The sequence below is a fragment of the Psychrobacter sp. JCM 18902 genome (genome assembly GCF_904846615.1).
Classification (GTDB): Bacteria; Pseudomonadota; Gammaproteobacteria; order Pseudomonadales; family Moraxellaceae; genus Psychrobacter.
The window spans coordinates 521,557-546,751 of the sequence record NZ_CAJHBK010000001.1 but is presented as its reverse complement, the minus strand read 5'-3'; the positions used below and the strand labels follow the sequence as shown (position 1 = coordinate 546,751).

Here is a 25,195-nt window from a genome sequence, read left to right as displayed (position 1 = left end):
TTCCCCTCTACTATCACCGATAACACCCTACAACAAACCATGACTACACCTGTCTGGTCAGGCATTAGTCCCTCATGATGACGGTACCACCCCGCCGCTGCGTACACTACAACTGTCATCCTTTAGCACGCATGGTTGGCAGTTTGCACTGGGGCTTGGAAAATCCGTACTGCTTAACAAATTGAGCCATAGCTTGCAGATGCTTATTAAGCGATACGGTCGTTGGCTACATGGTGATCAGAACAAGATTGAAGTATCTAAATTGAATACAGACTAGCATGCCAGAAAAAAGCAAAACCTGTCAAAAGCCTGTCATAAAAAAAGCCAGCCACCTAAGTGACTGACTTTATTTAAAATATTTGGTGGAGATGGCGGAAACTAAACTATAGACTTAAGACGTTGATTAATATAGCTATATTAAGTTAAAAATAATAAGATACCAACCATAATACCAACAATCGTTTTTGATTTTGCTGTTATTCAATGTTTACCCTATCAACTAAAAATTATTTTGTAAATTGATTGTATTAGCTAACAATTATCTGACTACTGTAGCTGCTGCTGTAGATCCAGTAATTCTTTCAAGCTATCAACTTCCTCAGGATAACTTTTAGCAAAACTCATAATTGCCTGCTTATCCTGTAGATCTAGTTTTTCAAGTTCTTGCATAGCTTTTAAATGCTTCTTATAAATCTTTTTCTCTTCTCTTGCTTTGCGCATATTTACGCCATCTTGATAAGACTTTGCTAAATCTAATTTATTGAAGTCAATAACAGCGCGGCTATAATCTAAAGGTGCATTGTTAACAGGCACTACACTATAGGCAGATCCAGCTATAAAGCAGCCCATTATCAAAATTGATATCCGTTTCATTATCTAGCCCTTGTTATTGTTTGGTGAATAATTTGACTATAGCTATATTTACATAGCTAGGCAAGAGTAATAAATAGCCTAAAAATATTAATTAGATACTATTACCAGCTTGTAATTTTCTTTCATGGGGTTGTTTTGGGAGTAGCTGCCCGCGCTTACATAATGGCTCTTAAAGTTAAGCGTTTATCGTGCGTTTTTGTGCGTCTGCACGCTCTCGCGATACCTGTCCGAGAAGTCCCTTATGCTGCTCACGATACTTGTCCCGAAACTATCCATCATTGGCAAAATATGCCCCGTGCGCGTACTGTTCCATAAACTACCCCTAACGTGTCTAACAACTCATTTTTAACCCCTCTTAAGATGTCCGAAAACTACCTTTAACCTCTCTTAACTTTTTAATATGGCATTAACCTACTCATAGTGGCTGTAAGTCCTACGCTTACGATACCTGTCCCCAAAGTCGCTTTAAACTATTTTTGAAAACAGATTTTATTTCATGCGTGTGGATAGTGGCGCTCTTTTCTCTCGATACACTCAACACTCAAAATACCCCCCCCCCCTCTAACGTGTCCGAAAACTAACACACTTGCTCAGGTTTGCGAGCGTCAACGGTTCGGACAATTATATTTATTGGCTGCACCTCGTTATCATCAGCAACGCCTTTATCTAGCCCCAGCAACTTTGCTTTGCTCATCGTGGCAGATACCATAGCAGACGCTTGCCCATTGGCTTTGGCGGTCAATCGAGCATCGTCTAATTCATTCATCAGGTCATCAATACTCATCTTGTGCATGGCTTATCCTTTGCGGTAGCAACTGGTCATCGTTTGCCAATTCGTCCATCAGGTCGCTAATGGTCTGCACCTGATCGGCATTAACGTCTTTTAACTGTGGTCTGTCATACCCTGTCAGCTTTGCCATCATAGCAGTGGCTTGTATCATGGCTGTGGGTTTGCGGTCATCTATGGCGATTTGCCTTGCTTGCTCTAACTGGTCAAGTAAGTCATCAAGCGTCAATCTAGTCATCGTCTGCTTGCCTCGATATTTATTATTCAACGGGTGCAACCTAGTTTATCAAGTGATGCTTGCCAGACTTTAGCAGTTAGCTGCTCATGCTCATTAACTAGCCTGTTATAAGTTCTATAGTGCATTCCTTTGGGTCGTTCACCTGTGCCATGTGTTATCCCTGCTTGCCAGCCTAAACGCTGTCTAATATTGTGTAAGCGACTGAATAAGCGGTCAATGGGTTGCTGTAACTGACTGCCATAATTAGCGCCTATGCAATGACGGCAAACATACGAGCCAGCACAATATAAGACACTGACACGCTTTGAGCATTTAGGGCATAACCACCAGTGGCGATAATTTCCATAATTGCATGATGTTTTTGTTAGCTGAATAGAGTATTGATAGGGCTTGCTTCGATGGGTGTAGCTGACTTCGATGCTCTTAGCATTGCCTTGTTTAAGCTGCTCACGATAGCGTGAGATAGGTAACTTTAAATAGTCGTTTAGGCTGTGAGTAGTGGCAAGTGCTGGCATGTTATCTAAATCATTAGGTAGTTTTGTTATATTATAACACTAGAAACCAAGTCGATTGATAAAACAATTTAAAGTTATCATTTATTAATAATAAACTAAATATCAATATTTGTATTTTGTTTGTATAGTGAAGTCTTGATAGTCAACTATAGTGGGAAAATTATGAAAAAATTAATGCTTGTACTTGTCACAATGACTTTTGTTTCTACTGCATTCGCACATGGTGGTGGTACTAACTCAGCAGGTTGCCATAACGATACTAAGAGAGGAACTTATCACTGCCATTAAATATCACTCTATATCATTTTCGCTTTAATGGTATGAAATTGAATGAGATGATTTTCTAGTCGTAAAATACTTAACTGTACTTTACGGCTTTTTAAATTTACCGAGACAGTAATAACTATTTGCTATTTTGCGCTTTGAACTTCTCTAATCGTTCTTCTGTTTGTTTACACCTATCTAGCCCCATTCTAATAGCCTCGGACAAATCGGCATCACGTTTGATAGTATTTTCCACGTTTGCTGTCACACCGCTGGCTTCTTGTCTGATCTGAGCTAACTTATTTAATGGAAAGCCTATTGTTAACTCGTCATTTGCAGTGTCGTCAGGATAGAACGATACTTCATTCAAACTGCAAGCAATATTGCCATGGCTAGTAGTAAATGGGTATGGCTTAATATTGCCATATGTTGACCAATGCACCTCACTAACTTCTATATCATCATCAGTATCACTGGCTATATCATCAAAGGGTTGGCAAGCTGTGAGTGATATGAAGAATATAAGAGCTAATTTTTTCATTTGCCTGCCTGTTAATATTTATTCAATAAACTATAGATTAGCACGATTATAGTTTAGTTTATTTACACTATAAAAAAGGCAGACGATAAACGCCTGCCAATATAGTTTTATACCTACAAAAAGTCGCTATAGTTGCTAAAGTTCCGCTAAGCCTTGCTAGTTATGGTTTGTAGCTTAGTTAGCAGCTGCTAACGTCCTGCTAAAGTTGCTATAGTTCCGCTAAAGTTGCTATAGTTCCGCTAAAGTTGCTATAGTTCCGCTAAAGTTAGTCATGTTTAGCTAAAGTTTAGCAAGTATAGCAATGCTTAGCAGCGCCCTATCTAAGGTTAAGCCCTTGACTGGCAAGGGCTAGATGAAGTTTAGCAAGTTTAGCAGCTTTTTTAGGGTAGCTAAGCACTCATAAGCTTAGGATTGATACATATTAAACGCCTGCGCCCCTCACTTTCTAATCGAACGTGCCCCGCGCTTTCTAAGTCATCAAGTAAGCTATTAAGTTTCTTACCTCTTAATGTATTGGGTGCGTTCTGTGACACAAACGACTTATTCAAGATAGGCGGATTTTTACCCCTCGCTTTATCTACCAGCCAGCTGCTTAACTTCTCACTGTCGTTCTGCTCACCTGTGGGCGTTGCATCAAGGTAGCGTAAGCGTTCGGCTGTTGAGTATTCCACCAGCATAAAAGCCCGTTTGATATCATCAGTAGTGATTGCCTTGCGCCCATCAAAGAACGCCATCAGTGAAGCTATGCGGCTCGCATTTTCTGCCATACGTGAGGCATACGCTTTTAGATACTCTAACGGCTGCCCGTGTGCCTGCCTGTCTTCTATTGCTTGTTTGAAGTCACTAAAGACTTGCCTAGTCTGTTTGTCTGCCCATTGCATTTTAATGCGCTGTGGTGCGCCTGTGCTGTCATTGGGTAGATTGGCTGGCAATGGATCAAGTAAGGCATGACAGCGTGACCAGTATTCTATTAAGTGCGGATTATCATACGGGCTGTCGTTATTGCGCTGTTCATCGTTCCATACTCTTTGACCTCGCAAGTCTTCAGGACAAGCAATCAAGGCACGGGCTAAAAAGCCTTGTCCATTCATCACGGGGTCGGCTAGTGCTGGCTCTAAGATAACGCGCTGTCCTTGTAGTAATAGCGTCATACGCACGTTGTAAGCGTCTGTATGTGGTGTAGCATAGGCAGACTTTTGCGAGCGTAAACGGGACACCTCACCATCACTATAAAGGGTCGTCAATGATGATAGGGCATTGCCTGCGGTATCACCTTTCATTGTGTGACCATTAAAAAATTGGGCTGCTTCGTCTGTTGTCCATGAAACATTACTGATACTACCATCAATAAATTTATCGAGTATCGGCTCAATGGTTGCTTCTTTAAACATGGTCTTAGGGTTTTGGGGCTTTGGGTTGGACTCTAAGAAGTCGGCTAACTCTTTACCTTTTAGGCTTGCCTTGTCATTCTCCCATGATGACAGTTCAATAAGATAATCAGCATATAACTGCTTTTCATACTCACGTATTTTGAAGTGAGTTAAGCCCATAGCTTGTGACTTACCGCTACCGCTTTCGCCCTCTGTGATTAATATTAAACTGGTCGGCATGTGTCCGTGCCCCATCGGTGCATCAATGAACCGCTGCCCCATGTGTGCCAATGCTCCTAAAACGCACTGTCCTGCAATAGCTGTCGGTGCTTGCGTGTAGTGTGCTACTGCCTTAACAACGTGCTGTAGCAAGCCTGTGAACGCATCTATGGGGTATGGCGTGGGCTTGTTTGGGCTATTGGCTAATGGTTCAGGTTCGCTCCATATCTCAGCTTGTAAATCGAGTATGGTTGTATCATCGAGGGCTAATATATCTCTATAACTTAGCTCGCTATATTCTAAATGCTCCAATACGTTTCTATCACTGGTAACAATAGCTTTGACGTTTGCACCTCTGAACGGCTTACAAACTTTGTCTTTTTGATCTAAGGTAGTAAAGATAGTCACGGGATAAACTTCGGCAAAGTGACTGACCATGCTATTAAATAGCAGCTTATCAAGGCTTACCAGTAGCGTGACGTTATCAGCTATGAGGTAGTAAGCCAGCTTTATAACGTCCTCTAATGCGTCATCAATCGCTATAAGCTCATTACCACTGTTTAACGTGCCAATGATTAAGGCAGACGGCTGCATACGGTCAATGATTAACGGCTTACGGTTGCTGTTAGGTGTGACGCTGGCAAGGGTTACGGGTTGATCTTGGTTATTACTCAATGCTAGCCCTATCGTGCCAGCTGTCGGCGCTGTCTTACCTATATCAAAGCCCCTGGTTATGGTAATATCACTATCAAGGTGCAATAGCTTATCTTGCGAACATGACTGCTCACATAGGTTATAAAGATTAAGTAATATATTGTCATCTGCTAGCCCTTGCCGTGTGGCTGCATCAAATCTACTTATCATTTCAAAGCCTGCGCTAAATGCGTGGGCTTTTTCATGGGTGTTTGTTGATGTGGTGGTCATCTGTTCCCCCTTGCGTGCGACTGTTTAGGCTGGCGCGTAGCTCTGTACTTCTTGTAGTAGCTTTTGCGCTTGGCGTGCTTACGGCTCTGTTTTGGAGGGTAGGTTTTCATTGGCTGCCCTCCTTGCCGTAACGAGTCATTGCTAGGGTTTCTTTGATTGAACCTAACTGGCTTTGCAGTAGTTCGTGCCACGTTTCAGTGGTGTCATGCGTTAAGCGTGCCATTGATATAGCAACATGAGGTTCTATTTTTTCATAGTGAATGAGTGCTAATAGCTTGCCAATGTCACTTATAACAACGGCTGCGCTTTCAAGATCACAAGCAATATCTGATAACTCAAAAGATGACATAACAATAACTTCATTGTCGTTCGGTTCGGTTATGTCTATTACTGTGCGTTGGCTGGTTTGGTTGACACTGTATAGCGTGGCTATCGCTTGGCGGTTGGCTGGCGTGTCATGGAATAATGACGGCTGATAATCGCCTGTTTGTTTGTCACATGCTGGGACAAAATAGCCTTGCTTGTCATAGTACAAGTGGCTGTCATCGTGAGTGAGTGCCAATAGTTTGCGCTTGCCGTATGGGTCATTGTGAAGTACAAACGGGTTAAGGCTCAATGACGGGCACAGAACGCTATCACCTGCCTTGAATGTGGCTGGTGTGCTGTTAGTAGTGGTTTGGGTGTTTGAGGTCGTACAGATTGAATTAGGCATTATGATGCCCTCCTTGCGTTGTTTTTTGAGTATGTGCCACGCTATACGGTAAAAGTATAGGGTGACGGGTCTTACTCTCGGTCACGCAAGCAACCGCCCCGCATATTCGCCTTTCGGCTATTTTATTTCGCAGCGTCAACCCGTCATAGTCGGTTAGCAAGTGATTTGCTATAGATATGATGGTTTGCCCCCTTGTGGCACTTAAATGTGCTTGTGGGGCTGTGTCTGTATGTTTGGATAAGGATTGAGAGTCCACACCAATAACAGGCACAAAAAAAGCCAATGAATAACGGTCTGGCTTACCGCTTGCGTGTTTTTTTGAGAGGTCTATATAGTAACCATTGTTGGTATTGGTTGCAATCGGTTTTGGTTGTACTGGCTGGCAAGCTATCAATGACAGTAGCAAGCCAATACCTACCACCCATGCCATAAAGATAGTAAATCTAAGTAGTAAGCTACGTTTGTGGGGCTGGTTGTCGCTGTGCTGCCCGTGGTCGGCTTTTAGGTCATTTCTGTTATCTTTGGTCATTTCGTACGTCCTCCACGTTGAAAGCGATTTCTGCTATGCGTTTGGATAGCTCTTTTAGTGACTCTACTTGTCGGCTGCCTGTAGGTAACAAGCTGCCTAACATCTTGGTTTCAAGTTCGGCTAATTGGGTCATAGTGTTAATGATGGTCACATTGGCGTGCAAGGTAATGATTAGCTGGTCGATAAAGTCATCATTTATCATCAAATAACCCTGTTCTTTTAGCCCGTCCATTACTTGATTTATAAAGGTGTCATCACTCATGGCTTGATGCCTCCACTTGGTACGGTAATGCGTGTTCACAAAACATGTCACTAACAATACCTGCCAGCTCACTATTGGCATAAAGTGCTGCTTTGACTGCCACAAGAACGCCTTGGCTAACATCATCTTTTGTCTTGATAGCATCTAGCGCGGTGGCTAAGTGTTCAGTATCGTTATAAATATCTTGTACACGGTCATTCATAAGCCGTAAGTACAAACTATCTACGGTTACTAGGCGGCTAGCTGGGGTGTCGATTGATATGCTAGGGTGGTTATTCATTTAATTCACCTCACTGTTGGATAGTTCGCTTTCAAGTAAGGTCTGTTCATCAAGCCAATAGACCGAAAAACGCTTGTCATTGTGCGTGACTATCTCGCTTTGAATGGTTAGCCCTGCGGTTCTTAGGTCATGTATGCGCTGTGCTAGGCATGTGATTTGATAAAGGCGGTATGCGTCCCAAGTGGTGATCGTTGCCCCTGTCATCAGGTGTGCTCTAACAGTGTCAATCTGCGTCTTAGGTGCTGGCTGGTTGGTCACTGGGGCGGTGCTGGTGGCTGCAATATTCATGGCTCTATACCTCACTTGTGTTTGAGGTGTGGCTGTTTAGCCATTCGTGAATGTCTGCATAACTCCATGCGGTCATGGTAGGGCTTAGCTTTCTGCCAGCTGGGAAACGTCCATCTTTTGACCATTCAAACAAGGTGGTTTTGCTAAATGGTAGGAATGGCAGAATATCTTTAGCCCTGCCCATGCCAGTAGTAGGCAGTTGCATAGCTGGACTGTTTGCGGTGGTTGGTTCGGTATCGTGCGAGGTGTCACCAGTAAAAGGAATTACTGGCGTGTTTTGGGTGGCTTGTTGCTGTGTCATTTTAGCTGCTCCATATCGTATGATTTGCATCGCTGCGGTGTTCTGCGATATGGATAGAATAGACAACAAAAAACCCTCTAAATAGAGGGCTTACGGGCTGTAAAAGGTATTTGACGGGGTGTTTATTCCGTAACGGGTAATTGTTTTTTGAATAATAGCTCTATATTTACTCGTTCTCTTTCTTTTGTAGTCTGTGTTCCCTGTTTAAATTCTAATCCTTGTAAATGAGTATCATAAATTGTCTTATATTTCACCGTTAAAACTTTAGCTTTATCTGCCTGTTCATCAGCAAGTACATACGCTAATTCTTTCATGTGAGGCATTATGAAGTTGACTATGTCGCCCTTTCTTAGATTGCTTTGATAATCTAGGTCAATCAATGCTACAGCTATGCTTCTATTAAACTGCCTGATAGCTGCTTTCTTTATGTTCTGAATATCAGTGTTTGAATGTGTAACGCTATTAGCTGGCTTGTCTGTCAATTCGGCTTTACTTAACTGCTCAATGAGCTTCGCTTTTTCAATGTCCGCTTGTTCATTCTTTTCTGTGAGTGCTTTTATCTCATTTCGGTGTTGCTTGTAAGTGTTTCTAGCAGTGAGTAATCTAGCGTTAAGGTCGTTATTTTCAGATTGTAATTTTTCTAGCTTTGCGAGTAATTCACTATCATTCTGTGCTGGTGTATCATCTTGGCTAGCATTGGCAAGTGAGGCTATATAGCTATTCAGTGCTCGCTTTGAAAACCTGATTTCCTCAGCTTCAATATGTGTTATCTTGAATTTTTCAGCTTCATCAAGTCCTTGCGGCTTATCATAAAACAAGAATACATCGTCATAATCCACATATGCGGCGGTTTTCTTTTCAAGAATACTGTAAATCATAACCCCATCGTTTGGTAACTTCATATGATCGTCATACCTACAAATTTCTTCTGCAAGTGATCTATATGTGAAATAGCCTGCTATTACTTCTGTGTAAAAACCATTATTGCTATCATCGCTATCACCTCTAAAACTACCAACATGCCCATCAAAATAAAAGCATGGGGTAATCAGTTTTCGTCTTGCTATATCTCTTAGTTTCACATAGTCATAAGCTAAAGAATTAACATCAGTATTATAATTAAGGAAGTCTAATGTTTCACCTAATGTTAGGTAGTCATCTTCACGATTTTTCTTATGTTGATTAACATCGTAAGTCCGCCCGTACACATCATGAACCATACTGTTTGTAGCTTGGCTTTCTTTGAAAATACCATGCTTAGTGATTGGCTCAAAAGCCATTACATCAGCTGCTTTAAAGTATGTAGTTTTTGCGTCATTCCCTAAACCTAATAAGAAACTGTTATATTGGTAAAAATTATAATTTTCGTCCATATAAAACATCATGAGACATTCATCAATATTATGAGCATTGAGGTAATCCACTACTTGAGATGATGTACTGTTGGTTACTTCTGCCATTGAGTTTATTACGTCTGCCACTACAATATAGTCATTTTTCCGCGCTTCTAATTCGTCAATTAAAATACTCACATTCACACCCCTACACCCTTAAAGCAAAATAGGTGCAAGGCAGTGACAGCATAAGGGTGTGAATAGCTGTCGTTCGGGTAATTAGTCCTAGCCTTGCATAGTCGTTACAGCATGATGTTAGCCATGCTTTTGTGTCTGTTGTTTGAAGTCTGCACGGATCACGTTGTCCAGTTTGCCAGCATAGGCATCATCGATGAAGTTTGCCCATTCATTCATCATATTAATTCTGTAGGGTAAATGCTGTGCTCCGTTATAGGCTGCACTGATCTTGTTTTCTCTATCATGTGCCAGCTGTAGCTCTATGGCTTCGTGCATAAACTCTTTTTCATGCAATGTGGTACTGGCAAGCCCTCTAAACCCGTGCCCTGTCATCTTGCCTTTATAGCCCATATTCCATAGGGCATTAATAAACGCGCTTTGGCTGTACGGCTTACGGGTTGAGGTATTAAAGAAAACATATTGATCCGAAAAGCCTAGCTCTTTGATCTGCTTTAATATCGCTACTGCTTGCGGTGCTAGTGGCACGATATGCAAACGCCTAGCTTTCATCTTTTCAGCTGGGACAGTCCATAAGCCGCGATTAAAATCTATGTCCTGCCATTCCATAAAGCGTAATTCATTGGTACGCACAAACGTATAGCATAAAAACCATAAGCCTAGCTTCACCAGTACATCACCTTGATAAGCATTAATATCTTTTAATAGCTTAGGTAATTGCTGGCTAGTGATACGGCTATGATTGACGGTTTTGTGTGGCTTGATGGCTTCTGCTAGGTCGGTGGCTGGGTTATGCGTGGCTAGTCCATTGCGTATGGCGTGCTTGAATATCTGCCCTATCTCTCTAATAGTCCGCCTTGCCATTTCATTAGCGCCGCGGCTCTCTACTGCTTTACCGATAGCCAATACATCAGGCGCGGTAATATCGTTTATGTTCTTTTGACCAATAGAGGGCTTAACATCGCGCATGTAGGCGGAATAGTTACGGGAAAAGGTGCTTTCTGCTAGGTAGGTTTTGCGTTCTGCATACCATGACTGGGCTATGTTATCGAAAATATTTAAACCGTCTTGGCTGGCTTGCTGCTCTTTCTTATGGTCTTTTGGGTTCACACCATCAGCTATTAAGCGTTTGATCTCAATATTGCGTTGGCGTGCATTTTGAAGGCTCATTACTGGATAAGTGCCAATAGTGAGGGTTTGCTGTTTTCCTTGCCATCTGTAGGCGCTAATCCATGACTTAACGCCCGTGTAACGCACCCATAATTGCAGCCCGTTACCGTCACTGTGCTTGTCAGGTCGCTTTGTATCAATCGAGGTGCTACTGGGCTGTAGCTTATTGATAACGGTATGAGTTAAGGGCATTGGACTATCCTTTGTTGGTATTGAGAGCGTGTATAAACTCTAATACCAACAATAATACCAACATTCTATATAGGACGCCATACCCCTATATAACCCTCAATACCTGAAAAACGCCCAAAATAAAGGGCTAACAGTCTATGACGGTCAGCCCTTTATCGTTGTTTGGTGGAGATGGCGGGAGTTGAACCCGCGTCCGCCAGCATTACGCTCATGAATCTACATGTTTAGTTTCTGTCTTTAGATTTAATCCGCACCGATCCGACAGTCAGGATGGATTGGACGATTCTCTACTTTTGAACCCAAGCGATTGAGACAATCACTTGTGGCGAGCCTACATGCGGACGCTTCAACTTAGTTGACCAACTGTAGGTGATCAGCAACTAAGTAAACAGGTTTAAACCATGTAAACAGGGTTTAAGCTGCTAGAGCGTAATTTTCGTCGTTTGCGACTATAACAATATATGTTTGATTAACGAGAGGACATATACTCTCGACATGCATCATTGAGTTTCATTACCAGCGTCGAAGCCAGAACATCCCCAATAAGGTCATCTATTATATAGGACTTATAGGTCGACTTTCAACCTATATAATATCTATATTACATTACGTTACAGCTGCACTCTCTAAGCCAGTACTTTATTGAGCCACTTACCGATATTTTGAATCTGCGGCATGCAAACTTGATGTGCCATCGGATAAGTATGATAAGCAACATTATAGCCTTTAGCGGATAATAACTGCTGCGCCTGCTCGCCCAAAATTACAGGAACAACTGGATCATGCGTACCATGCTCAATCAATATTGGTATATCTTTATTAGCAGCGCTATAGCTAATATTATCATTAGTCGCTAGATAAGTAGAGAGTGTCATCAAGCCAGCTAAACGCTGCGGGTAGCCAAGTGCCACATGATATGCCACTGCCCCACCTTGCGAAAATCCTGCGATTACAATGTATACAGGCTTAACACCACGCTCTATCTCACGGCTGATCAAATCACGGATTTGCTGCGCAGACTCTTCAATCTGAGCGACATCGACTTTACGCTCTAGGCTCATCTCTAAGATGTCGTACCATGCTGGCATGACCATACCACCATTAACCGTCACTGGGCGCTTTGGTGCATGTGGAAAAATAAAACGCACTGCCATATCATCCGCTAAACCGAGCTGTGGTACCACTGGCTCAAAATCATGACCACTCGCGCCCAAACCATGTAGCCAGATAACGGCTCTATCTATCTTTTTTTGCGTTGGATTATGCTCAACGATGACCGCATCTAAATAGTCACTCATATTTTTAAATTCCTTTAAATAAAAATGGTAGGTACATCAAACTTATTTTTAGTAAAACTGACATTCGCACTATATTTCAATATTTTTTATAATAATACTGATTATTTTACAGCCTTTCACCAAAACCGCTAGTCAAAAAAGTCTTCGCTAACAATGCCAATTTCCATCAACTTTTCACATCTTTTAAGACCTGATAGCAAAAGCGAGTGTGACTTTTGTGCTACGATAAATTCGTCAACTTAGATAGCACTCTAGCTACTACTGTATGATGCCCTACACTCATTTTTCAATGTTCGTATCTCAGTAGATATTAATAACCCCTTCATCTTAAATAGTTTTTCTTTATATAGCGATATAGAGCTTATGACCCATATTTTACTGGTAGAAGACGATCCTGCTATCGCGATGTCACTGAAAGTCACTTGCAAGCGTGAAGGCTGGCAAATCACTTGGCTCGATAACGCCAGCAGTGTATTACCAATGCTGCGCAATTTACATAAAAGTGCTGAAGCGCAAAATTTATCGGCGATTATTTTAGATGTTGGGTTGCCAGATGGCGATGGTCTTAGCCTCTGTCAACAAATACGCCACACCCCTGATATTGATAGCTTAAAGGACATTCCTATCATCTTCTTGACGGCTCGTAGCGATGAGGTCGATCGTATTTTGGGTTTAGAGATGGGCGGCGATGACTATTGTGCCAAGCCATTTAGCCCGCGCGAGTTGGTTGCTCGCCTAAAAGCCATTTGGCGACGTGAGCAATTATTGTCTCAGCAGTCTACTAATCATACAACAGCAGCAGATAATACCGTTAATGACAATTCTTCTAGCAATATGTCGGGGCAAGCCTTAACGTTTGAATGTCAGTCTGGCATCTGGCACTACCAACCGCTTAATTATTCGTTAATGTGGCAAGAGCAGAAGCTTGAGCTGAGTAACACAGAACGCAAAATCTTATTAACCTTGTTAAAAGCCCCTAATCAAGTCTTTAGCCGTGAGCAACTGCTGAGCGCTGTGAGCGACTATCCCGATCATCGCTTGGCGAGAACCATAGACAGTCATATCAAGTCCATTCGTAAGCAGCTGGCGACCGTCGATGCCAGCATCGATGTCATTCATACTCATCGCGGCTTGGGTTACGCCTTGTGTCCTGCCTAGCTGCACTGCCTATACCCCTATTTTGATTAAAATCGACCTTCTATAACGTCAAATAATACACCTAAAAATATGAATCCTAAAACCAACGATAGTGCTAATAGCCATCCTAAGACTCATATTAATAAGGCTGATAACAGCGCGCATGTCAGCCAAAGTAATTGGTATGCAAAACTGCATCCTATCGGCACCGCGCAGCAAACGACTAAACCAAAACGACTACTGAATTTAAGTATATTTTTTAGGATTTGGCTCGCGTTGGCGTTAGTGCTGATTATCTGCGGTGTGGTCGCATTTACTCAGCTGTTTGGTTATGTCAAACCGACGGCACAGCAAGTCATCGAAGATACGTTGTTAGATACCAGCAAATTGCTGGCAGCAAGTTTGCAGATGCCGTTATCTTCAGGACAGCTATACGATGAGCAGTATCAAACGAAACTCGATGCGGCATTTATCGGCACGCCCACGATAAGTAAAACAACAGATCCAGAATATAAAAATAAAAGCCCTAGCAGCTTTCGGATATATGTCACCGATGATAAAGGGATTGTCATATACGACTCACTACCCGAACCTGACAATGATGAAGGACAAGATTACAGCCGCTGGAATGATGTCTATCTAACGTTAAATGATCAGTATGGTGCGCGAAGTACAACACTAGATCATAATCAGCGCGACGGTACGGTCATGTATGTGGCACAGCCGATAAAGGATGAAACTGGCAACTTAATTGGTATCATCAGCGTTGGCAAACCTGTCGCTAGCGTGTTGCCTTATTTAGACGATACGCGCAATCGCATGCTTATCACAGCGCTGCTCATGAGTATTGCTGCCCTTATATTAGCAGGACTGGTCGCCTGGTGGCTCAAGCAAAGCATCAGCCTTGTGACCCAATATACCAGTGCACTGGCAGAAGACACCAAAAAACCCTATTTTTACTTAGGTCATGAACTTAATAGCCTAACGGATACCATTGAGTCTATGAAACATCGATTGGAAAATCGCGCCTATGTCACCGACTACGTTCATACCCTGACCCATGAGCTCAAAAGTCCGTTAACCGCCATTCGTGCCAGTAGTGAGTTGCTAGAAGATGATGGGCTTGATAAAGAAGATCAACAGATGCTCATCCAGTCCATTGGTGAACAAAGTATCAAAATGCAGCAATTGATTGATCGGCTGCTATTACTTGCCAAAGTTGAGCAACCGACTTTTAAGCTGAATCGGCAGCTGACCCCTCTACTACCGTTGTTGCAAACTCTTGCAAAAGACAACAGCGCTAAATTGCAACAGCAGCACCTAGCGCCTATCGACATCTATCTTGATGATAAACGAGTGACTGAAACAGCGACTTTATCACCAAATACCTTGGCAAGTACCAGCGTTTTCGCTGACCAGTTTTGGTTGGTACAAGTGCTGCAAAATGTATTGGACAATGCCATTCATTTTGCCGATAGCACAGTCGTTATTTATTTGCACAGCATCGAGCAACATGGTTCAGCGCAAACTGTGACTATTGATATCTTTAATAATGGTAAATTGCTCCCTGAGTATGCCGTTGATAAAGCGTTTGACCGTTATTTTAGCTTATCGCATCAGAGCCAAGCTGCTGAAAAAGCCTCAGAGCATGCACCAGATAAATCTTCCAAGTTAGAAATCAAACAAGCACAGCAGCCCAATGTCACAAGTAATACCCTAAAAAAAGGCACTGGCCTTGGTTTAACCCTTGTGAAGCAAGTTATTGAGCATCATGGCGGTCATGTAACTATTAATAACGTCCATGATGATAACGATAAAATTGGTACTGATAAGAATCAGCGTTCTGGTGTCATGGTTAGCTTAACCCTACCATTGGCTTAAAAATAAACATCTATGCCAGTTCATGGATTTTCCATCATTCCTACACAGGTTTTCTATCTGCTTGTTTTACGATAGCGTTATTCAAATTCGTAATCCATATTAAGGATAGAAAGACCATGAAAGAAGCTATTGAACAAAACCAAATTATAAAAAACTGTTTAGGTGGTAGTCGCCATTTTTGCCTACAAGCGCTGTCAGGTGAAGGGATTGATAGTATCGCTTTTGGGCATTGGTTAGCCATTCCCAGTCAACAACTGCTATTGGTATTTCGCCACCAGCAATGTGTGGCTATTGACCACTATCAAATAGCGGCTTAAAAATTCATTCAATTTAATGATTAAATCTTATTAACTGAATTGCTGGCTTGTTAATTATTTATAAAAAATCAGTCAAAAAAAACCCTCTATTATTTCTAACAAGAAATGATAGAGGGTTTATAATTTTACGGTAAACAATCTAAGTAATAGATGCTACTGGCAGCTTAACATCCGCATTTTGACCGCGATGGCGCAAATAATGATCGAGCAAAACAATAGCCAGCATGGCTTCTGCTATAGGCGTGGCACGTACGCCAACGCAAGGGTCATGACGACCTTTGGTGAGCATATCAACCGACTCCCCTTGTGTGTTGATACTCTTGCCAGCCGTAGTAATACTAGAGGTTGGCTTAAGCGCAATACTGACACGGATATCTTGCCCTGACGAGATGCCACCCAAAATACCACCAGCATGATTGGCAGTAAAACCGTCTGGCGTTAGCTCATCACGAGAGCTATGACCGAACTGCCCTGCTACTGCCATACCATCGCCTACTTCAACGCCTTTAACAGCATTGATACTCATCATGGCATGGGCAATATCCGCATCTAAACGATCAAATACTGGCTCGCCAAGTCCGACTGGCACACCGCTAGCGATAATCTCTAGACGGGCCCCGCAGCTAGTGCCTTCACGGCGCAAACCGTCTATCAAGGTCTCAAAACGACTGACAGCATCAACATCGGCGCAAAAAAACGGATTGCTATTCACAAAGTCCCAATCAATTTGGCTTGGGTTTAGGACATTACTGTACTCATTGCCAATTTGGGTGACGTGACCACGGACTTGAACACCTAAGCGCTCTTGTAGATATTTCTTAGCGATAGCACCTGCCGCCACGCGCATCGCAGTCTCGCGCGCTGAGGAACGCCCGCCGCCACGATAATCACGAAAGCCATATTTCATACTATAGGTATAGTCGGCATGACCGGGGCGAAACGTGTCTTTAATCTCGCCATAGTCTTTGGATTTTTGATTGGTATTACGAATCAGCAAACCAATAGACGTGCCTGTCGTCTTACCCTCAAACACGCCAGAGATAATCTCAACTTCATCAGATTCGCGGCGCTGGGTGGAGTATTTAGACGTGCCCGGTTTGCGGCGATCTAAATCGATTTGCAAATCATCTGTAGATAAGGCTAAACCCGGTGGCACGCCATCGACGATTGCCATGAGACCTGCACCATGCGACTCGCCGCACGTGGTGACTGTAAAAACCTGTCCAATGCTATTGCCTGCCATATTTATCCTTAAACAAATGAAGTCGATTTTTGAGTATCGCGTAAATCTCGATGGTTTTATTACTCAACAGTTCTAGTATTCGATAGCTCTATTACCTGACAGTTCTATTGAATGCTATCTAACAGTTGCACGTAAGCATTGAACAGCTCACGATGCGCCATGAGCTCATCATAAGTAATCGCAAAGACACCGTGACCACCGTGGGCAAATTTCAACCAATCAAACTGAATTTCAGGATAGGCTTGCTTTAATGCCCACTCACTATCACCTACTTCACAAACTAACAAGCCTTCAGGGCTCAGATAATCTGGCGCTTCAAACAAAATACGATGCACCAAATCCAGCCCATCTTGACCCGCGGCTAGCGCATGCTCTGGCTCATATAAAAATTCAGGTGGCAGCTCTGCCATAATAGCCGCATCAACATACGGCGGATTGGTGACGATCAGCTCATACTGATGTTCAGCAGGAATCTTAGCAAACAAATCGGACTCAATCACATTAACCTGATGCCCAAGATCATGATGATCGACGTTAACCATGGCTACTTCAAGCGCGCTTTTATCGATATCAACAGCATCAACCAGCGCATCAACGAAACGCGTCGCAAGTGCAATAGCAATACAACCAGAGCCCGTGCATAAATCTAAAATACGTTCAGGCTGCGACAGCTGCTTGACCTCTAAACCGTGATCATAAAATGCAGCAGCTTGTTCGTTGACGCTCTTACCAAGTGGCTTGGCAAGCTCATTGACATCAAAATATGGATGGAACTGCTGACGAATCAATTCTGCGATAGGCGATCTTGGAATTAGTACACGCTCATCGACATAAAAAGGCAAATCACAGAAGTATGATAAGTTAATCAAATAGCTTAATGGTTTACGCTCAGCGATACGCTCTTCTAACAAACTCAGTACCAACTGCTTCTCTGAGGTGGTCAAGCGACAATCGAGAATCTGCTCATTGGCTGACCAGTCTAAAGCCAGAGAATGCAAAACAATAGCGGATGCTTCAGCAAACTCATCGGTGGTGCCTTGTGCAACGACCACATCATAATTACGGAGCTGGGTGACCGAAAAGCGAATAAAATCACGAATACTGACCAGTTGCTCGCGGGCCTCTTCTAATTCTGCAGGCAAATTGGCAAATTGATCGTCTTCACCCAGAATCCCACTCTCTAAATCAAACACCATTTCACTCTCTAGACCATCGTCATTGAAGTATTGATTTTGAAACTCTTCTGCGCTCATTGTTTGGTCTTCTGACATATCGCACCTTGCTGATTACATGTTCACTGACTACATGCGGATGGGTTAAAACGCCTTTTATTAAAAGCCGATCTATTAAATAAAAATTTATTCACCATTATAGACATAAACGCTAAGTTGCGCCAATTTTTGCAGTTTTATATTCATAAAAATGGTTCTAAAAACAACGTGAATAATGAGGACTGCAAGTAAGAATAGCGCATCATCTTATGCATACCCTCGCTCAGTTATTGCCCAACTGTAGTGAATACGTCAACGGTTGACGTTTGGCAAGACTTTAATGAAAAAAGATGTGTCAAAAGTTTGCGAAGCATTCAAATTATGCGCATAATAGCCCCATTAGTTATAACCATAAGTATCCCAATATGATGAAAATGAAGCCTCTTATTACCGCTATATCAATTGCTATCGTTACTGCCAGTGTCAGCGCCATTGCCGCACCTGCTGATAATACGCGCACCCTGCCAGTACGAACCGCTGACTCAATGCCTAGCATTGCCAAAAAAGTTAGCCTTGATGTACAAGAGAATCGCAGTAGCTCAATCGATGGTCGTGCTCCTGTCGTAGCCACGCCTGCCTTAAAGCCTAATGCGCCTGACCGTATGACTCAGCTGATTGACGAAAAGCAGGAAGTCGATGTAGAGACAGCCCAACAAGCAGTCAGTGCTGATAATATGACGGTAGAAGAGCTGGCTCGTAAAGATGTGCAGTCTGATAGCACTGACGATATTAGTGAAGGTCAAGCCGTCGCTGCCCCTACCGCAGCCATATCTGATGCTAGCCCAGCAGATACTTCTATCAAAAGCATCGAAGATGTTAATGGTAAAAAACATACCACGCTGAATTTGTCGAATTACGCCAAACAGGTAAACGGTGCCACATGGACACCGAATATGAAAGTTAACTCGGCAATGACAATCAAAATGCAGGCACTGCTTGATTGGAACCATGCTTCTCCTGGTGCCATCGATGGCGGCTGGGGCATGAACAGTAAAAAAGCGCTGATCAACTTCCAAACCATGAAAGGTCTGCCAGCCACAGGTAAAATGGATCAAAAAACGTGGGATGCGTTAAATAAAAATATCCCAGCCAACAAGCCTGTGCTCGTGACTTACACCATCACTGAAGATGATATTAAGACTAACTTTGCTAGCACACCTGCAGGTTCAGAAGCCAAGTCAAAAATGAAAGGCTTATACTATCAAGACATTAAAGAGATGTTTGGTGAGCGCTTCCATATGGATGTGCGTTATTTAGATAAGCTCAATAAAAATAAGCAGTATAAAGCGGGCGAAACCATCACTGTTTTAAATACCCGTGCACCACTTAAGCAGCGCATTAACCGTGTGGTTGCCAATAAAGCCGATAAGACATTATATGCTTATAACGGCGATAAGCTGGTGGCTACTTACCCAACGACAATCGGTAGCGATGCCACACCATCGCCACAAGGTTCGTTTAAAATCATTAACAAGGTGAAAATGCCTTGGTATAAAGCAACCGTTGGTAAAGGCGCAGACAAACAAATACATATGCTACCACCAGGACCAAATAGCCCTGTTGGCGTCGTATGGATGGGCTTGTCTAAACCTTCATATGGTATTCATGGTTCACCAAAGCCTGAAGGCATCAGTCGCCAAGCCTCTGCAGGTTGTGTGCGTTTGACCAACTGGGATGTGTTAGAGGTTTACGCCAATATCGAAAATGGCGCGACTGTTGAGCTTAAATAAATTTGGCCTAACTAATGAGTCATAAATGATGAATAAAAAAAAGACCTTGTTATCAAGGTCTTTTTTTATGGCTGATAATCGGATTTATTCATTTAAATTGACAACATTATTCGCTTTTATGCTTTATAGCCTTCTTCATTACCAGTGATGCTACCAACTTTTTTGGTAAAAAACATGCCTGCAGGGATAGACACCAAAATGCCCAATGCTACTGCTATTTGGATATGAGGTATTTCATTAAAACCTGTGACTAAAGCGCCAATCATAAAAACGCCAATGGTAACGGTTGCTGCGATTGAATAGATAACAGAGAATAGTGGCCAGTTCATAACTTATTCCTCATTTTTATTGTGGATATAGTACCTTTATACACTAAACCCACAAAGAAAGTAAGTATTTCCTATAAACCTGCGAGCCAGCTATAGTAGGTGACTAAGCATAAAAAACCCTGTTAGAGTTAAGGTTTTTATTGTTATTAGTTAATGATGCATAATTTTACTATTTTAAGTATTACTACTTAATGACACTGCGCTCTATTTAGTCGTAAAAAAACCATACGTTGTCCTCGTTTTATCATTACAATAATGTCTTTCTTTTACTTTTTAAGAAAGCTATCTGCCATGACCTCATCTGAAAACAAACCCTCTAATGATTCTTCAGTTATAAAAGATGCCTCAAGCACGGCCAATTATCCAGACAAAAAAGTGGTGCTAACTGACGCAGATGATAGCTCTGTACTAGATAGCTCTGTTGAACATACTGAGTCTTCAAAAAGCTCAGAGACTCGTGATGACAATGACTGTGGCGAGGATATGGCTTGTGCACAGCTGCCTGAAACAACGATAGCGATAAAGTCCATTGGTGCTGACGAGGTAGTGGCAACGTTAGAAACCGCCAAGCCCAACAATGAGTCTGAAATAACCAAACTTGAAATCACTGGGCTTGAGACACCACTATTCAATGAATCGTTAAAATCGATAACAGCGCCCAATCATAAAAATCTAGAAAATGTATCAGCAGAACATGCTCAAGCAGAAGAAGATAACGCTTCCGAGCAAACGTCTCAAGAAGATGCTGACGCTGAGGTAACGGTAGAAGCAGAGGGTATTGCACCCGCTGATGCACAGAGCACTTATCCTATCTCTGATAACCATCAGCAAGAAAGCAAAGCAAATAGTGACAACACAAAACTGTCCTCAATTGATAAACATCCAGACACGCCTAAAAATCATGACGCTATCGTAAAAAATACTGTGAAAGATAAGGTCGATAATCAGGAAGAGCTAGAAGACGAGATTAAAGAAAAAAAGGAAGCCAAGCTCGAATCTTATAAGCAATTTGTTGCCGAGCAATTTAGCAATCAAAAGGTAGACTATCCAGAAGTACGGGTCAGAATCGAGGCCAACGCTCTGCCTAGCAAAATGTATTTCATTATGAATATACTTTCTGCCATCATCGCCAGTTATGGACTGGTGACCAATTCAGCTGCCGTCGTCATTGGCGCCATGTTGGTTGCCATGATGTTAGGTCCCATTACTGGCATAGCGTTAGCGATTATTGATCATCGTATGCCATTGCTACGTAAATCACTGATTACGGTTATCGTTGGTGTGTCCTTAGTGGTATTGGTTGGTTTTATCGTCGGCTGGTTACACAAAGATCAGCCACTGACCGCAGAGATATTATCGCGCACTCAGCCAACCTCGATGGATTTAATGATTGCTCTAGCGGGTGGTACTGCTGGTGCTTATGCGATGGTTTCACCGCACCTATCAGTGGCAGTGGTCGGCGTGGCGGTAGCCACTGCATTGGTGCCACCTCTTGCCGCGAGTGGGATATTATTTGCCAATGGCGAGACGCAGCTTGGACTTGGGGCACTGCTACTGGCGCTAACCAATATTATTGCTATCCAGTTTACCAATGCTTTAGTACTTTGGTTATTAGGCTTTCGCCGTTTGGTCGATGATGATTATAAATCAAGCACCTATTTGACCTTTTTACGCCGTAATGCGGTGACGTTATTATTGTTAGGTGGATTGGGGACGTATTTGACCATCAACCTACAGACCAACGCCAAGCAGCAGGTTTTTGAGAGTAGCGTCAAAGAAGCCATCAATAGCTACTTTATCGACAAAGGCAACGTGCTGACCAATACGCAATTTGATACTTCAGAAGAAAATAAAGTCGTACGTGCGGTCATTCGCGGAGAGACGACGCCTACCTCATACGATGTACGGCAAATCGAAACCGTCATTACTCAAGATATGGCAGAGAATTTTCCTGAGTATCTCCCTATTAAGCTACAGCTACGCTACTTGCCAGTACAAGTCATTGAGTCTAATCCATTGATACAAGATAAACTGGACGAGACTGATGCGGCGATTTTGACCAATTAGCTTTTTTGACCAACTGGCTTTGATGCGCTACAAATCCATCGAGCATCTACATGCGCAGAATAACCTAGCCGTTGTAACTCTTGTACCAAGAGCTTGGGCGTTTGTGCTAAAATCGTTTGCAAAATTATTTTACTCAATTCTATTCGCCAGTAAGGAGCCGCTGTGAGCCAGCCATTTCGCTCAGCCGATATTCGTCAAGCTTTTATCGATTTTTTCATAAGCAAGCAGCACACCCCCGTCGCCTCATCGAGTTTGATTCCACACAATGACCCGACATTGCTATTTACCAATGCTGGTATGAATCAATTTAAAGAAACGTTTTTGGGTATGGAGCCACGTGATTATACCCGTGCGGTGACGTCGCAAAAGTGCGTACGTGCTGGCGGCAAGCATAATGATTTGGATAATGTCGGTTATACGGCGCGCCATCATACGTTCTTTGAAATGCTAGGCAACTTCTCGTTTGGCGATTATTTTAAGCAAGCCGGTATTGGCTATATTTGGGAGTTTTTGACCTCAGATGAATGGCTAGCAATCGATAAAAATCGCTTGTATGTGACCATTTATGAGACTGACGACGAAGCCTTTGACATTTGGCATAAAGACATCGGTATTCCTAGCGAGCGCATTATCCGTATTGGCGATAATAAAGGCGCGCCTTACGCCTCAGACAACTTTTGGACGATGGGCGATACCGGTCCTTGTGGTCCTTGTACCGAAGTCTTTTATGACCATGGTGCTGATATCGAAGGCGGTCTACCGGGCACACCAGAAGAAGATGGCGACCGTTATATCGAAATTTGGAACTGCGTTTTTATGCAGTTTAATCGTCAAAAAGATGGCACTATGCTACCGCTACCAGCACCAAGCGTAGATACTGGCATGGGACTTGAGCGTATCAGCGCCATCATGCAAGGCGTTCATGGCAACTACGAGATAGATTTGTTTGTACATTTGATGGATGCGGCGGCTGAGATTTTAGAGATTGAAAACCAGCAACAATCGTCATTAAAAGTCATCGCTGACCATATTCGCGCCGTTTCATTTTTGATTGCTGATGGCGTTACTCCAAGCAACGAAGGTCGTGGTTACGTACTGCGCCGTATCATTCGTCGTGCGGTACGTCATGGCAATAAACTTGGTGCTGACAGTGAGTTCTTTTATAAAATGGTCGCACCCTTGGTTGCTGAAATGGGTACGGCGTATCCTGAGCTAAAAGATAAGCAAAGCGTGATTGAAAATGCCATTCAAAAAGAAGAAGCACAGTTTGCCAAAACTTTGGCACAAGGCTTACGTCTACTTGCCAGCGAGCTGGAAGGTCTAAAAGATGGCGACACGTTATCTGGGGAAGCCGCATTTAAACTGTACGATACTTATGGTTTCCCGGTCGATTTGACTGCGGATATCACTCGTGAGCGCGGTATTGTGATTGATGAAGCTGAATTTGATGAGCATATGCAAGCGCAACGTGAGCGTGCTCGTGATGCTGGCAAATTTGACGTCGATTATAGTAGTGTCATTCAAGTAGAAAACCCAACCACCTTTATCGGTTATGAGCAGCTTGCAGAAGAAGGCGTCACGATTGATGCGCTGTATCAAGATGGCAATCCAGCCGATAGCTTAGCTGAGGGCATGGAAGGCGTTATAGTTCTTGACCGTACACCGTTTTATGCTGAAGGTGGTGGTCAAGTTGGTGAGCTTGGCGAAATTCGCACTGCGACTGGCGTTTTTGAAGTGCAAGATACCAAAAAATCTGGTCAAGCCATCATCCATTATGGTGTCGTGACCATGGGTGACATTAATACCAAACAGACCGCTGATGCGCAAGTCTTGTCGAGTATTCGCGCAGCCAGTGCCAAAAATCACTCTGCCACGCATCTATTGCATGCGGCATTAAGAGAAGTATTGGGCGACGCGGTCACGCAAAAAGGCTCGCTAGTATCAAGCGAAGTATTACGTTTTGATTTCTCGTATGACCAGCCTGTCAGCACTGCTGAAATTACGCGTATCGAACGCTTAGTCAATGAGCAAATTCAAGCCAACACCCCTGCTCGTATCGAGAATATGTCTATCGACGAAGCGATGAAACAAGGTGCGATGGCATTGTTTGGCGAAAAATATGGCAGTGACGTTCGCGTCTTAACCATGGGCACTGACAGTATCATCGATGGTCAGCGCAAGCCCTTCTCTATTGAGTTGTGCGGTGGTTTGCACGTTAAACGTACTGGTGATATTGGTGTGTTAAAAATCACCAGCGAATCAGGTATTGCTGCTGGCATCCGCCGTATTGAAGCTGTCACTGGCATGAATGCAATTAAAAACATTCAGCAAAGTGAGCAGCAGCTGAGCGAGCTTGCCAGTCAGCTAAAAGTAAAACGTCCTGAAGTGGCACAGCGCGTGCGTACCATGGCGGATAAGCAGCGCGAACTTGAGAAACAACTAGAGCGTTTAGAGCAAAAAATCGCCAGCGCCCAAGCAGCCAATTTACTCGATGAAGTACAGACCATCGCAGGCACGCCCGTGCTTATCAGTACCTTAAGCGGTATCGACGGCAAATCTATCCGCACCCTGATGGACGATATTAAATCTAAACTCCCTGATAGCGTGATTGTATTGATTGGTGATAAAGACGAACAGTTAGCCCTAGCCGCAAGCGTGGCAAAGTCTGTGACTGCGAAAGTAAAAGCTGGTGATATCATTCGTCATTTGGCAGGTGAGCTGGGCGGTAAAGGGGGTGGTAAGCCAGATTACGCACAAGGCGGCGCGCCAAAGTCTGCCAACAGTACCGCGGTTATCAATGCCCTACCTGCTTGGATTGAAACTCAGCTTAGCTAGTCCTGAAAAAGACATGAATACAGCGTATCACTCTGGTCTACTACGCATAAGATACGCGATTGGTTATAACGGTTATAACCAATCGCCATGTAT

25 protein-coding genes and 1 other RNA gene are annotated in these 25,195 nt (G+C 43.1%); 7 read left to right on the top strand and 19 right to left on the bottom strand.

Annotated elements, in window-relative coordinates; all coding sequences use genetic code 11:
• Nucleotides 1-546: 546 nt before the first annotated feature.
• The 4 genes from JMY05_RS02270 to JMY05_RS02255 form a co-directional block, all read right to left on the bottom strand.
• The gene (locus tag JMY05_RS02270) at nt 547-873 is read right to left on the bottom strand and encodes a hypothetical protein (RefSeq protein WP_201614075.1); all 327 of its coding nucleotides are present in this window, start codon (nt 871-873) and stop codon (nt 547-549) included.
• Nucleotides 874-1,450: 577 nt separating this feature from the next.
• On the bottom strand, nt 1,451-1,666 hold the full coding sequence (locus JMY05_RS02265; protein ID WP_201614074.1) for a hypothetical protein: 216 nt from the start codon (nt 1,664-1,666) through the stop codon (nt 1,451-1,453).
• Nucleotides 1,647-1,898: a hypothetical protein gene (locus tag JMY05_RS02260; protein WP_201614072.1), complete on the bottom strand. Its 252-nt coding sequence runs from the start codon at nt 1,896-1,898 to the stop codon at nt 1,647-1,649. The genes JMY05_RS02265 and JMY05_RS02260 overlap by 20 nt, the downstream gene beginning before the upstream one ends.
• 26 nt (nt 1,899-1,924) lie before the next feature.
• Entirely contained in the window at nt 1,925-2,413 is a 489-nt protein-coding gene (locus JMY05_RS02255; protein WP_201614070.1) for a hypothetical protein, read from the bottom strand.
• 162 nt (nt 2,414-2,575) lie between these two features.
• Between JMY05_RS02255 and JMY05_RS14045 the strand changes: the two genes are divergently transcribed.
• On the top strand, nt 2,576-2,701 hold the full coding sequence (locus JMY05_RS14045) for a YHYH domain-containing protein (RefSeq protein ID WP_149490948.1): 126 nt from the start codon (nt 2,576-2,578) through the stop codon (nt 2,699-2,701).
• A 115-nt stretch (nt 2,702-2,816) separates the two neighbouring features.
• On the opposite strand, the gene JMY05_RS02245 is transcribed toward JMY05_RS14045, so the two are convergent.
• The 12 genes from JMY05_RS02245 to JMY05_RS02190 all read right to left on the bottom strand — a co-directional run bounded on the left by JMY05_RS02245 (nt 2,817) and on the right by JMY05_RS02190 (nt 12,292).
• Nucleotides 2,817-3,218, bottom strand: a complete 402-nt coding sequence (locus JMY05_RS02245; RefSeq protein WP_201614068.1) for a hypothetical protein — start codon at nt 3,216-3,218, stop codon at nt 2,817-2,819.
• A 389-nt stretch (nt 3,219-3,607) separates the two neighbouring features.
• The gene (locus JMY05_RS02240; protein ID WP_201614066.1) at nt 3,608-5,731 is read right to left on the bottom strand and encodes a DUF3987 domain-containing protein; all 2,124 of its coding nucleotides are present in this window, start codon (nt 5,729-5,731) and stop codon (nt 3,608-3,610) included.
• Nucleotides 5,732-5,837: 106 nt separating this feature from the next.
• Entirely contained in the window at nt 5,838-6,443 is a 606-nt protein-coding gene (locus tag JMY05_RS02235; RefSeq protein WP_045445121.1) for a hypothetical protein, read from the bottom strand.
• Entirely contained in the window at nt 6,436-6,972 is a 537-nt protein-coding gene (locus JMY05_RS02230) for a hypothetical protein (protein WP_045445118.1), read from the bottom strand. Before JMY05_RS02230 ends, JMY05_RS02235 begins: the two co-directional genes overlap by 8 nt.
• Nucleotides 6,959-7,234: a hypothetical protein gene (locus tag JMY05_RS02225; RefSeq protein ID WP_201614064.1), complete on the bottom strand. Its 276-nt coding sequence runs from the start codon at nt 7,232-7,234 to the stop codon at nt 6,959-6,961. The genes JMY05_RS02230 and JMY05_RS02225 overlap by 14 nt, the downstream gene beginning before the upstream one ends.
• Nucleotides 7,227-7,514 (bottom strand): hypothetical protein, encoded by a 288-nt coding sequence (locus JMY05_RS02220; RefSeq protein ID WP_201614063.1) that lies wholly within the window; start codon nt 7,512-7,514, stop codon nt 7,227-7,229. The genes JMY05_RS02225 and JMY05_RS02220 overlap by 8 nt, the downstream gene beginning before the upstream one ends.
• Entirely contained in the window at nt 7,515-7,802 is a 288-nt protein-coding gene (locus JMY05_RS02215; RefSeq protein WP_201614062.1) for a helix-turn-helix domain-containing protein, read from the bottom strand.
• A gap of 4 nt (nt 7,803-7,806) precedes the next feature.
• Entirely contained in the window at nt 7,807-8,103 is a 297-nt protein-coding gene (locus tag JMY05_RS02210) for a helix-turn-helix transcriptional regulator (RefSeq protein ID WP_227678079.1), read from the bottom strand.
• A gap of 122 nt (nt 8,104-8,225) precedes the next feature.
• Entirely contained in the window at nt 8,226-9,635 is a 1,410-nt protein-coding gene (locus JMY05_RS02205; RefSeq protein ID WP_201614061.1) for a hypothetical protein, read from the bottom strand.
• A 117-nt stretch (nt 9,636-9,752) separates the two neighbouring features.
• A complete protein-coding gene (locus JMY05_RS02200; RefSeq protein ID WP_201614060.1) occupies nt 9,753-10,994 on the bottom strand; it encodes a tyrosine-type recombinase/integrase in 1,242 nt (413 codons plus the stop codon).
• Between the two features lie 163 nt (nt 10,995-11,157).
• Nucleotides 11,158-11,535: a transfer-messenger RNA gene (gene ssrA, locus JMY05_RS02195) on the bottom strand.
• A gap of 85 nt (nt 11,536-11,620) precedes the next feature.
• Nucleotides 11,621-12,292, bottom strand: coding sequence for an alpha/beta hydrolase (locus JMY05_RS02190; protein WP_201614059.1), 672 nt, complete (start codon nt 12,290-12,292; stop codon nt 11,621-11,623).
• A 363-nt stretch (nt 12,293-12,655) separates the two neighbouring features.
• Here JMY05_RS02190 and JMY05_RS02185 point away from each other — a divergent pair, with 363 nt between their 5' ends.
• From JMY05_RS02185 to JMY05_RS02175, 3 genes are all read left to right on the top strand, one after another.
• Nucleotides 12,656-13,450, top strand: coding sequence for a response regulator (locus JMY05_RS02185; protein WP_045445109.1), 795 nt, complete (start codon nt 12,656-12,658; stop codon nt 13,448-13,450).
• Between the two features lie 69 nt (nt 13,451-13,519).
• Nucleotides 13,520-15,310: a two-component system sensor histidine kinase CreC gene (gene creC, locus JMY05_RS02180; protein WP_201614057.1), complete on the top strand. Its 1,791-nt coding sequence runs from the start codon at nt 13,520-13,522 to the stop codon at nt 15,308-15,310.
• A gap of 116 nt (nt 15,311-15,426) precedes the next feature.
• Complete coding sequence (locus JMY05_RS02175; protein ID WP_045445106.1) at nt 15,427-15,627, top strand: hypothetical protein; 201 nt, start codon at nt 15,427-15,429, stop codon at nt 15,625-15,627.
• Between the two features lie 139 nt (nt 15,628-15,766).
• Here JMY05_RS02175 and aroC read toward each other — a convergent pair whose 3' ends face one another.
• The gene (gene aroC, locus JMY05_RS02170; RefSeq protein ID WP_045445103.1) at nt 15,767-16,870 is read right to left on the bottom strand and encodes a chorismate synthase; all 1,104 of its coding nucleotides are present in this window, start codon (nt 16,868-16,870) and stop codon (nt 15,767-15,769) included.
• Nucleotides 16,871-16,974: 104 nt separating this feature from the next.
• Complete coding sequence (gene prmB / locus JMY05_RS02165) at nt 16,975-18,141, bottom strand: 50S ribosomal protein L3 N(5)-glutamine methyltransferase (protein WP_045451878.1); 1,167 nt, start codon at nt 18,139-18,141, stop codon at nt 16,975-16,977.
• Nucleotides 18,142-18,431: 290 nt separating this feature from the next.
• Between prmB and JMY05_RS02160 the strand changes: the two genes are divergently transcribed.
• Nucleotides 18,432-19,871, top strand: a complete 1,440-nt coding sequence (locus tag JMY05_RS02160; RefSeq protein ID WP_201614056.1) for a L,D-transpeptidase family protein — start codon at nt 18,432-18,434, stop codon at nt 19,869-19,871.
• A gap of 116 nt (nt 19,872-19,987) precedes the next feature.
• On the opposite strand, the gene JMY05_RS02155 is transcribed toward JMY05_RS02160, so the two are convergent.
• Complete coding sequence (locus JMY05_RS02155) at nt 19,988-20,200, bottom strand: hypothetical protein (protein ID WP_045445100.1); 213 nt, start codon at nt 20,198-20,200, stop codon at nt 19,988-19,990.
• 291 nt (nt 20,201-20,491) lie between these two features.
• Between JMY05_RS02155 and JMY05_RS02150 the strand changes: the two genes are divergently transcribed.
• Together JMY05_RS02150 and alaS are read left to right on the top strand one after the other, a co-directional pair.
• The gene (locus JMY05_RS02150) at nt 20,492-22,267 is read left to right on the top strand and encodes a DUF389 domain-containing protein (protein ID WP_227678078.1); all 1,776 of its coding nucleotides are present in this window, start codon (nt 20,492-20,494) and stop codon (nt 22,265-22,267) included.
• Between the two features lie 162 nt (nt 22,268-22,429).
• Nucleotides 22,430-25,102, top strand: a complete 2,673-nt coding sequence (alaS, locus tag JMY05_RS02145; RefSeq protein ID WP_201614054.1) for an alanine--tRNA ligase — start codon at nt 22,430-22,432, stop codon at nt 25,100-25,102.
• The last annotated feature ends 93 nt before the right edge of the window (nt 25,103-25,195 follow it).

Coding starts and splice junctions, on each gene's coding strand:
- JMY05_RS02185 (WP_045445109.1), top strand. CDS start 12,656: ATGACCCATATTTTACTGGTAGAAGACGATCCTGCTATCGCGATGTCA.
- JMY05_RS02150 (WP_227678078.1), top strand. CDS start 20,492: ATGACCTCATCTGAAAACAAACCCTCTAATGATTCTTCAGTTATAAAA.
- prmB (WP_045451878.1), bottom strand. CDS start 18,141: ATGTCAGAAGACCAAACAATGAGCGCAGAAGAGTTTCAAAATCAATAC.
- JMY05_RS02235 (WP_045445121.1), bottom strand. CDS start 6,443: ATGCCTAATTCAATCTGTACGACCTCAAACACCCAAACCACTACTAAC.
- JMY05_RS02190 (WP_201614059.1), bottom strand. CDS start 12,292: ATGAGTGACTATTTAGATGCGGTCATCGTTGAGCATAATCCAACGCAA.
- JMY05_RS02245 (WP_201614068.1), bottom strand. CDS start 3,218: ATGAAAAAATTAGCTCTTATATTCTTCATATCACTCACAGCTTGCCAA.
- JMY05_RS02210 (WP_227678079.1), bottom strand. CDS start 8,103: ATGACACAGCAACAAGCCACCCAAAACACGCCAGTAATTCCTTTTACT.
- JMY05_RS02175 (WP_045445106.1), top strand. CDS start 15,427: ATGAAAGAAGCTATTGAACAAAACCAAATTATAAAAAACTGTTTAGGT.
- JMY05_RS02260 (WP_201614072.1), bottom strand. CDS start 1,898: ATGACTAGATTGACGCTTGATGACTTACTTGACCAGTTAGAGCAAGCA.
- JMY05_RS02270 (WP_201614075.1), bottom strand. CDS start 873: ATGAAACGGATATCAATTTTGATAATGGGCTGCTTTATAGCTGGATCT.
- JMY05_RS02220 (WP_201614063.1), bottom strand. CDS start 7,514: ATGAATAACCACCCTAGCATATCAATCGACACCCCAGCTAGCCGCCTA.
- JMY05_RS02225 (WP_201614064.1), bottom strand. CDS start 7,234: ATGAGTGATGACACCTTTATAAATCAAGTAATGGACGGGCTAAAAGAA.
- aroC (WP_045445103.1), bottom strand. CDS start 16,870: ATGGCAGGCAATAGCATTGGACAGGTTTTTACAGTCACCACGTGCGGC.
- JMY05_RS02255 (WP_201614070.1), bottom strand. CDS start 2,413: ATGCCAGCACTTGCCACTACTCACAGCCTAAACGACTATTTAAAGTTA.
- JMY05_RS02265 (WP_201614074.1), bottom strand. CDS start 1,666: ATGCACAAGATGAGTATTGATGACCTGATGAATGAATTAGACGATGCT.
- creC (WP_201614057.1), top strand. CDS start 13,520: ATGAATCCTAAAACCAACGATAGTGCTAATAGCCATCCTAAGACTCAT.
- JMY05_RS02215 (WP_201614062.1), bottom strand. CDS start 7,802: ATGAATATTGCAGCCACCAGCACCGCCCCAGTGACCAACCAGCCAGCA.
- JMY05_RS02155 (WP_045445100.1), bottom strand. CDS start 20,200: ATGAACTGGCCACTATTCTCTGTTATCTATTCAATCGCAGCAACCGTT.
- JMY05_RS02240 (WP_201614066.1), bottom strand. CDS start 5,731: ATGACCACCACATCAACAAACACCCATGAAAAAGCCCACGCATTTAGC.
- JMY05_RS02160 (WP_201614056.1), top strand. CDS start 18,432: ATGTGTCAAAAGTTTGCGAAGCATTCAAATTATGCGCATAATAGCCCC.
- JMY05_RS02230 (WP_045445118.1), bottom strand. CDS start 6,972: ATGACCAAAGATAACAGAAATGACCTAAAAGCCGACCACGGGCAGCAC.
- JMY05_RS14045 (WP_149490948.1), top strand. CDS start 2,576: ATGAAAAAATTAATGCTTGTACTTGTCACAATGACTTTTGTTTCTACT.
- JMY05_RS02200 (WP_201614060.1), bottom strand. CDS start 10,994: ATGCCCTTAACTCATACCGTTATCAATAAGCTACAGCCCAGTAGCACC.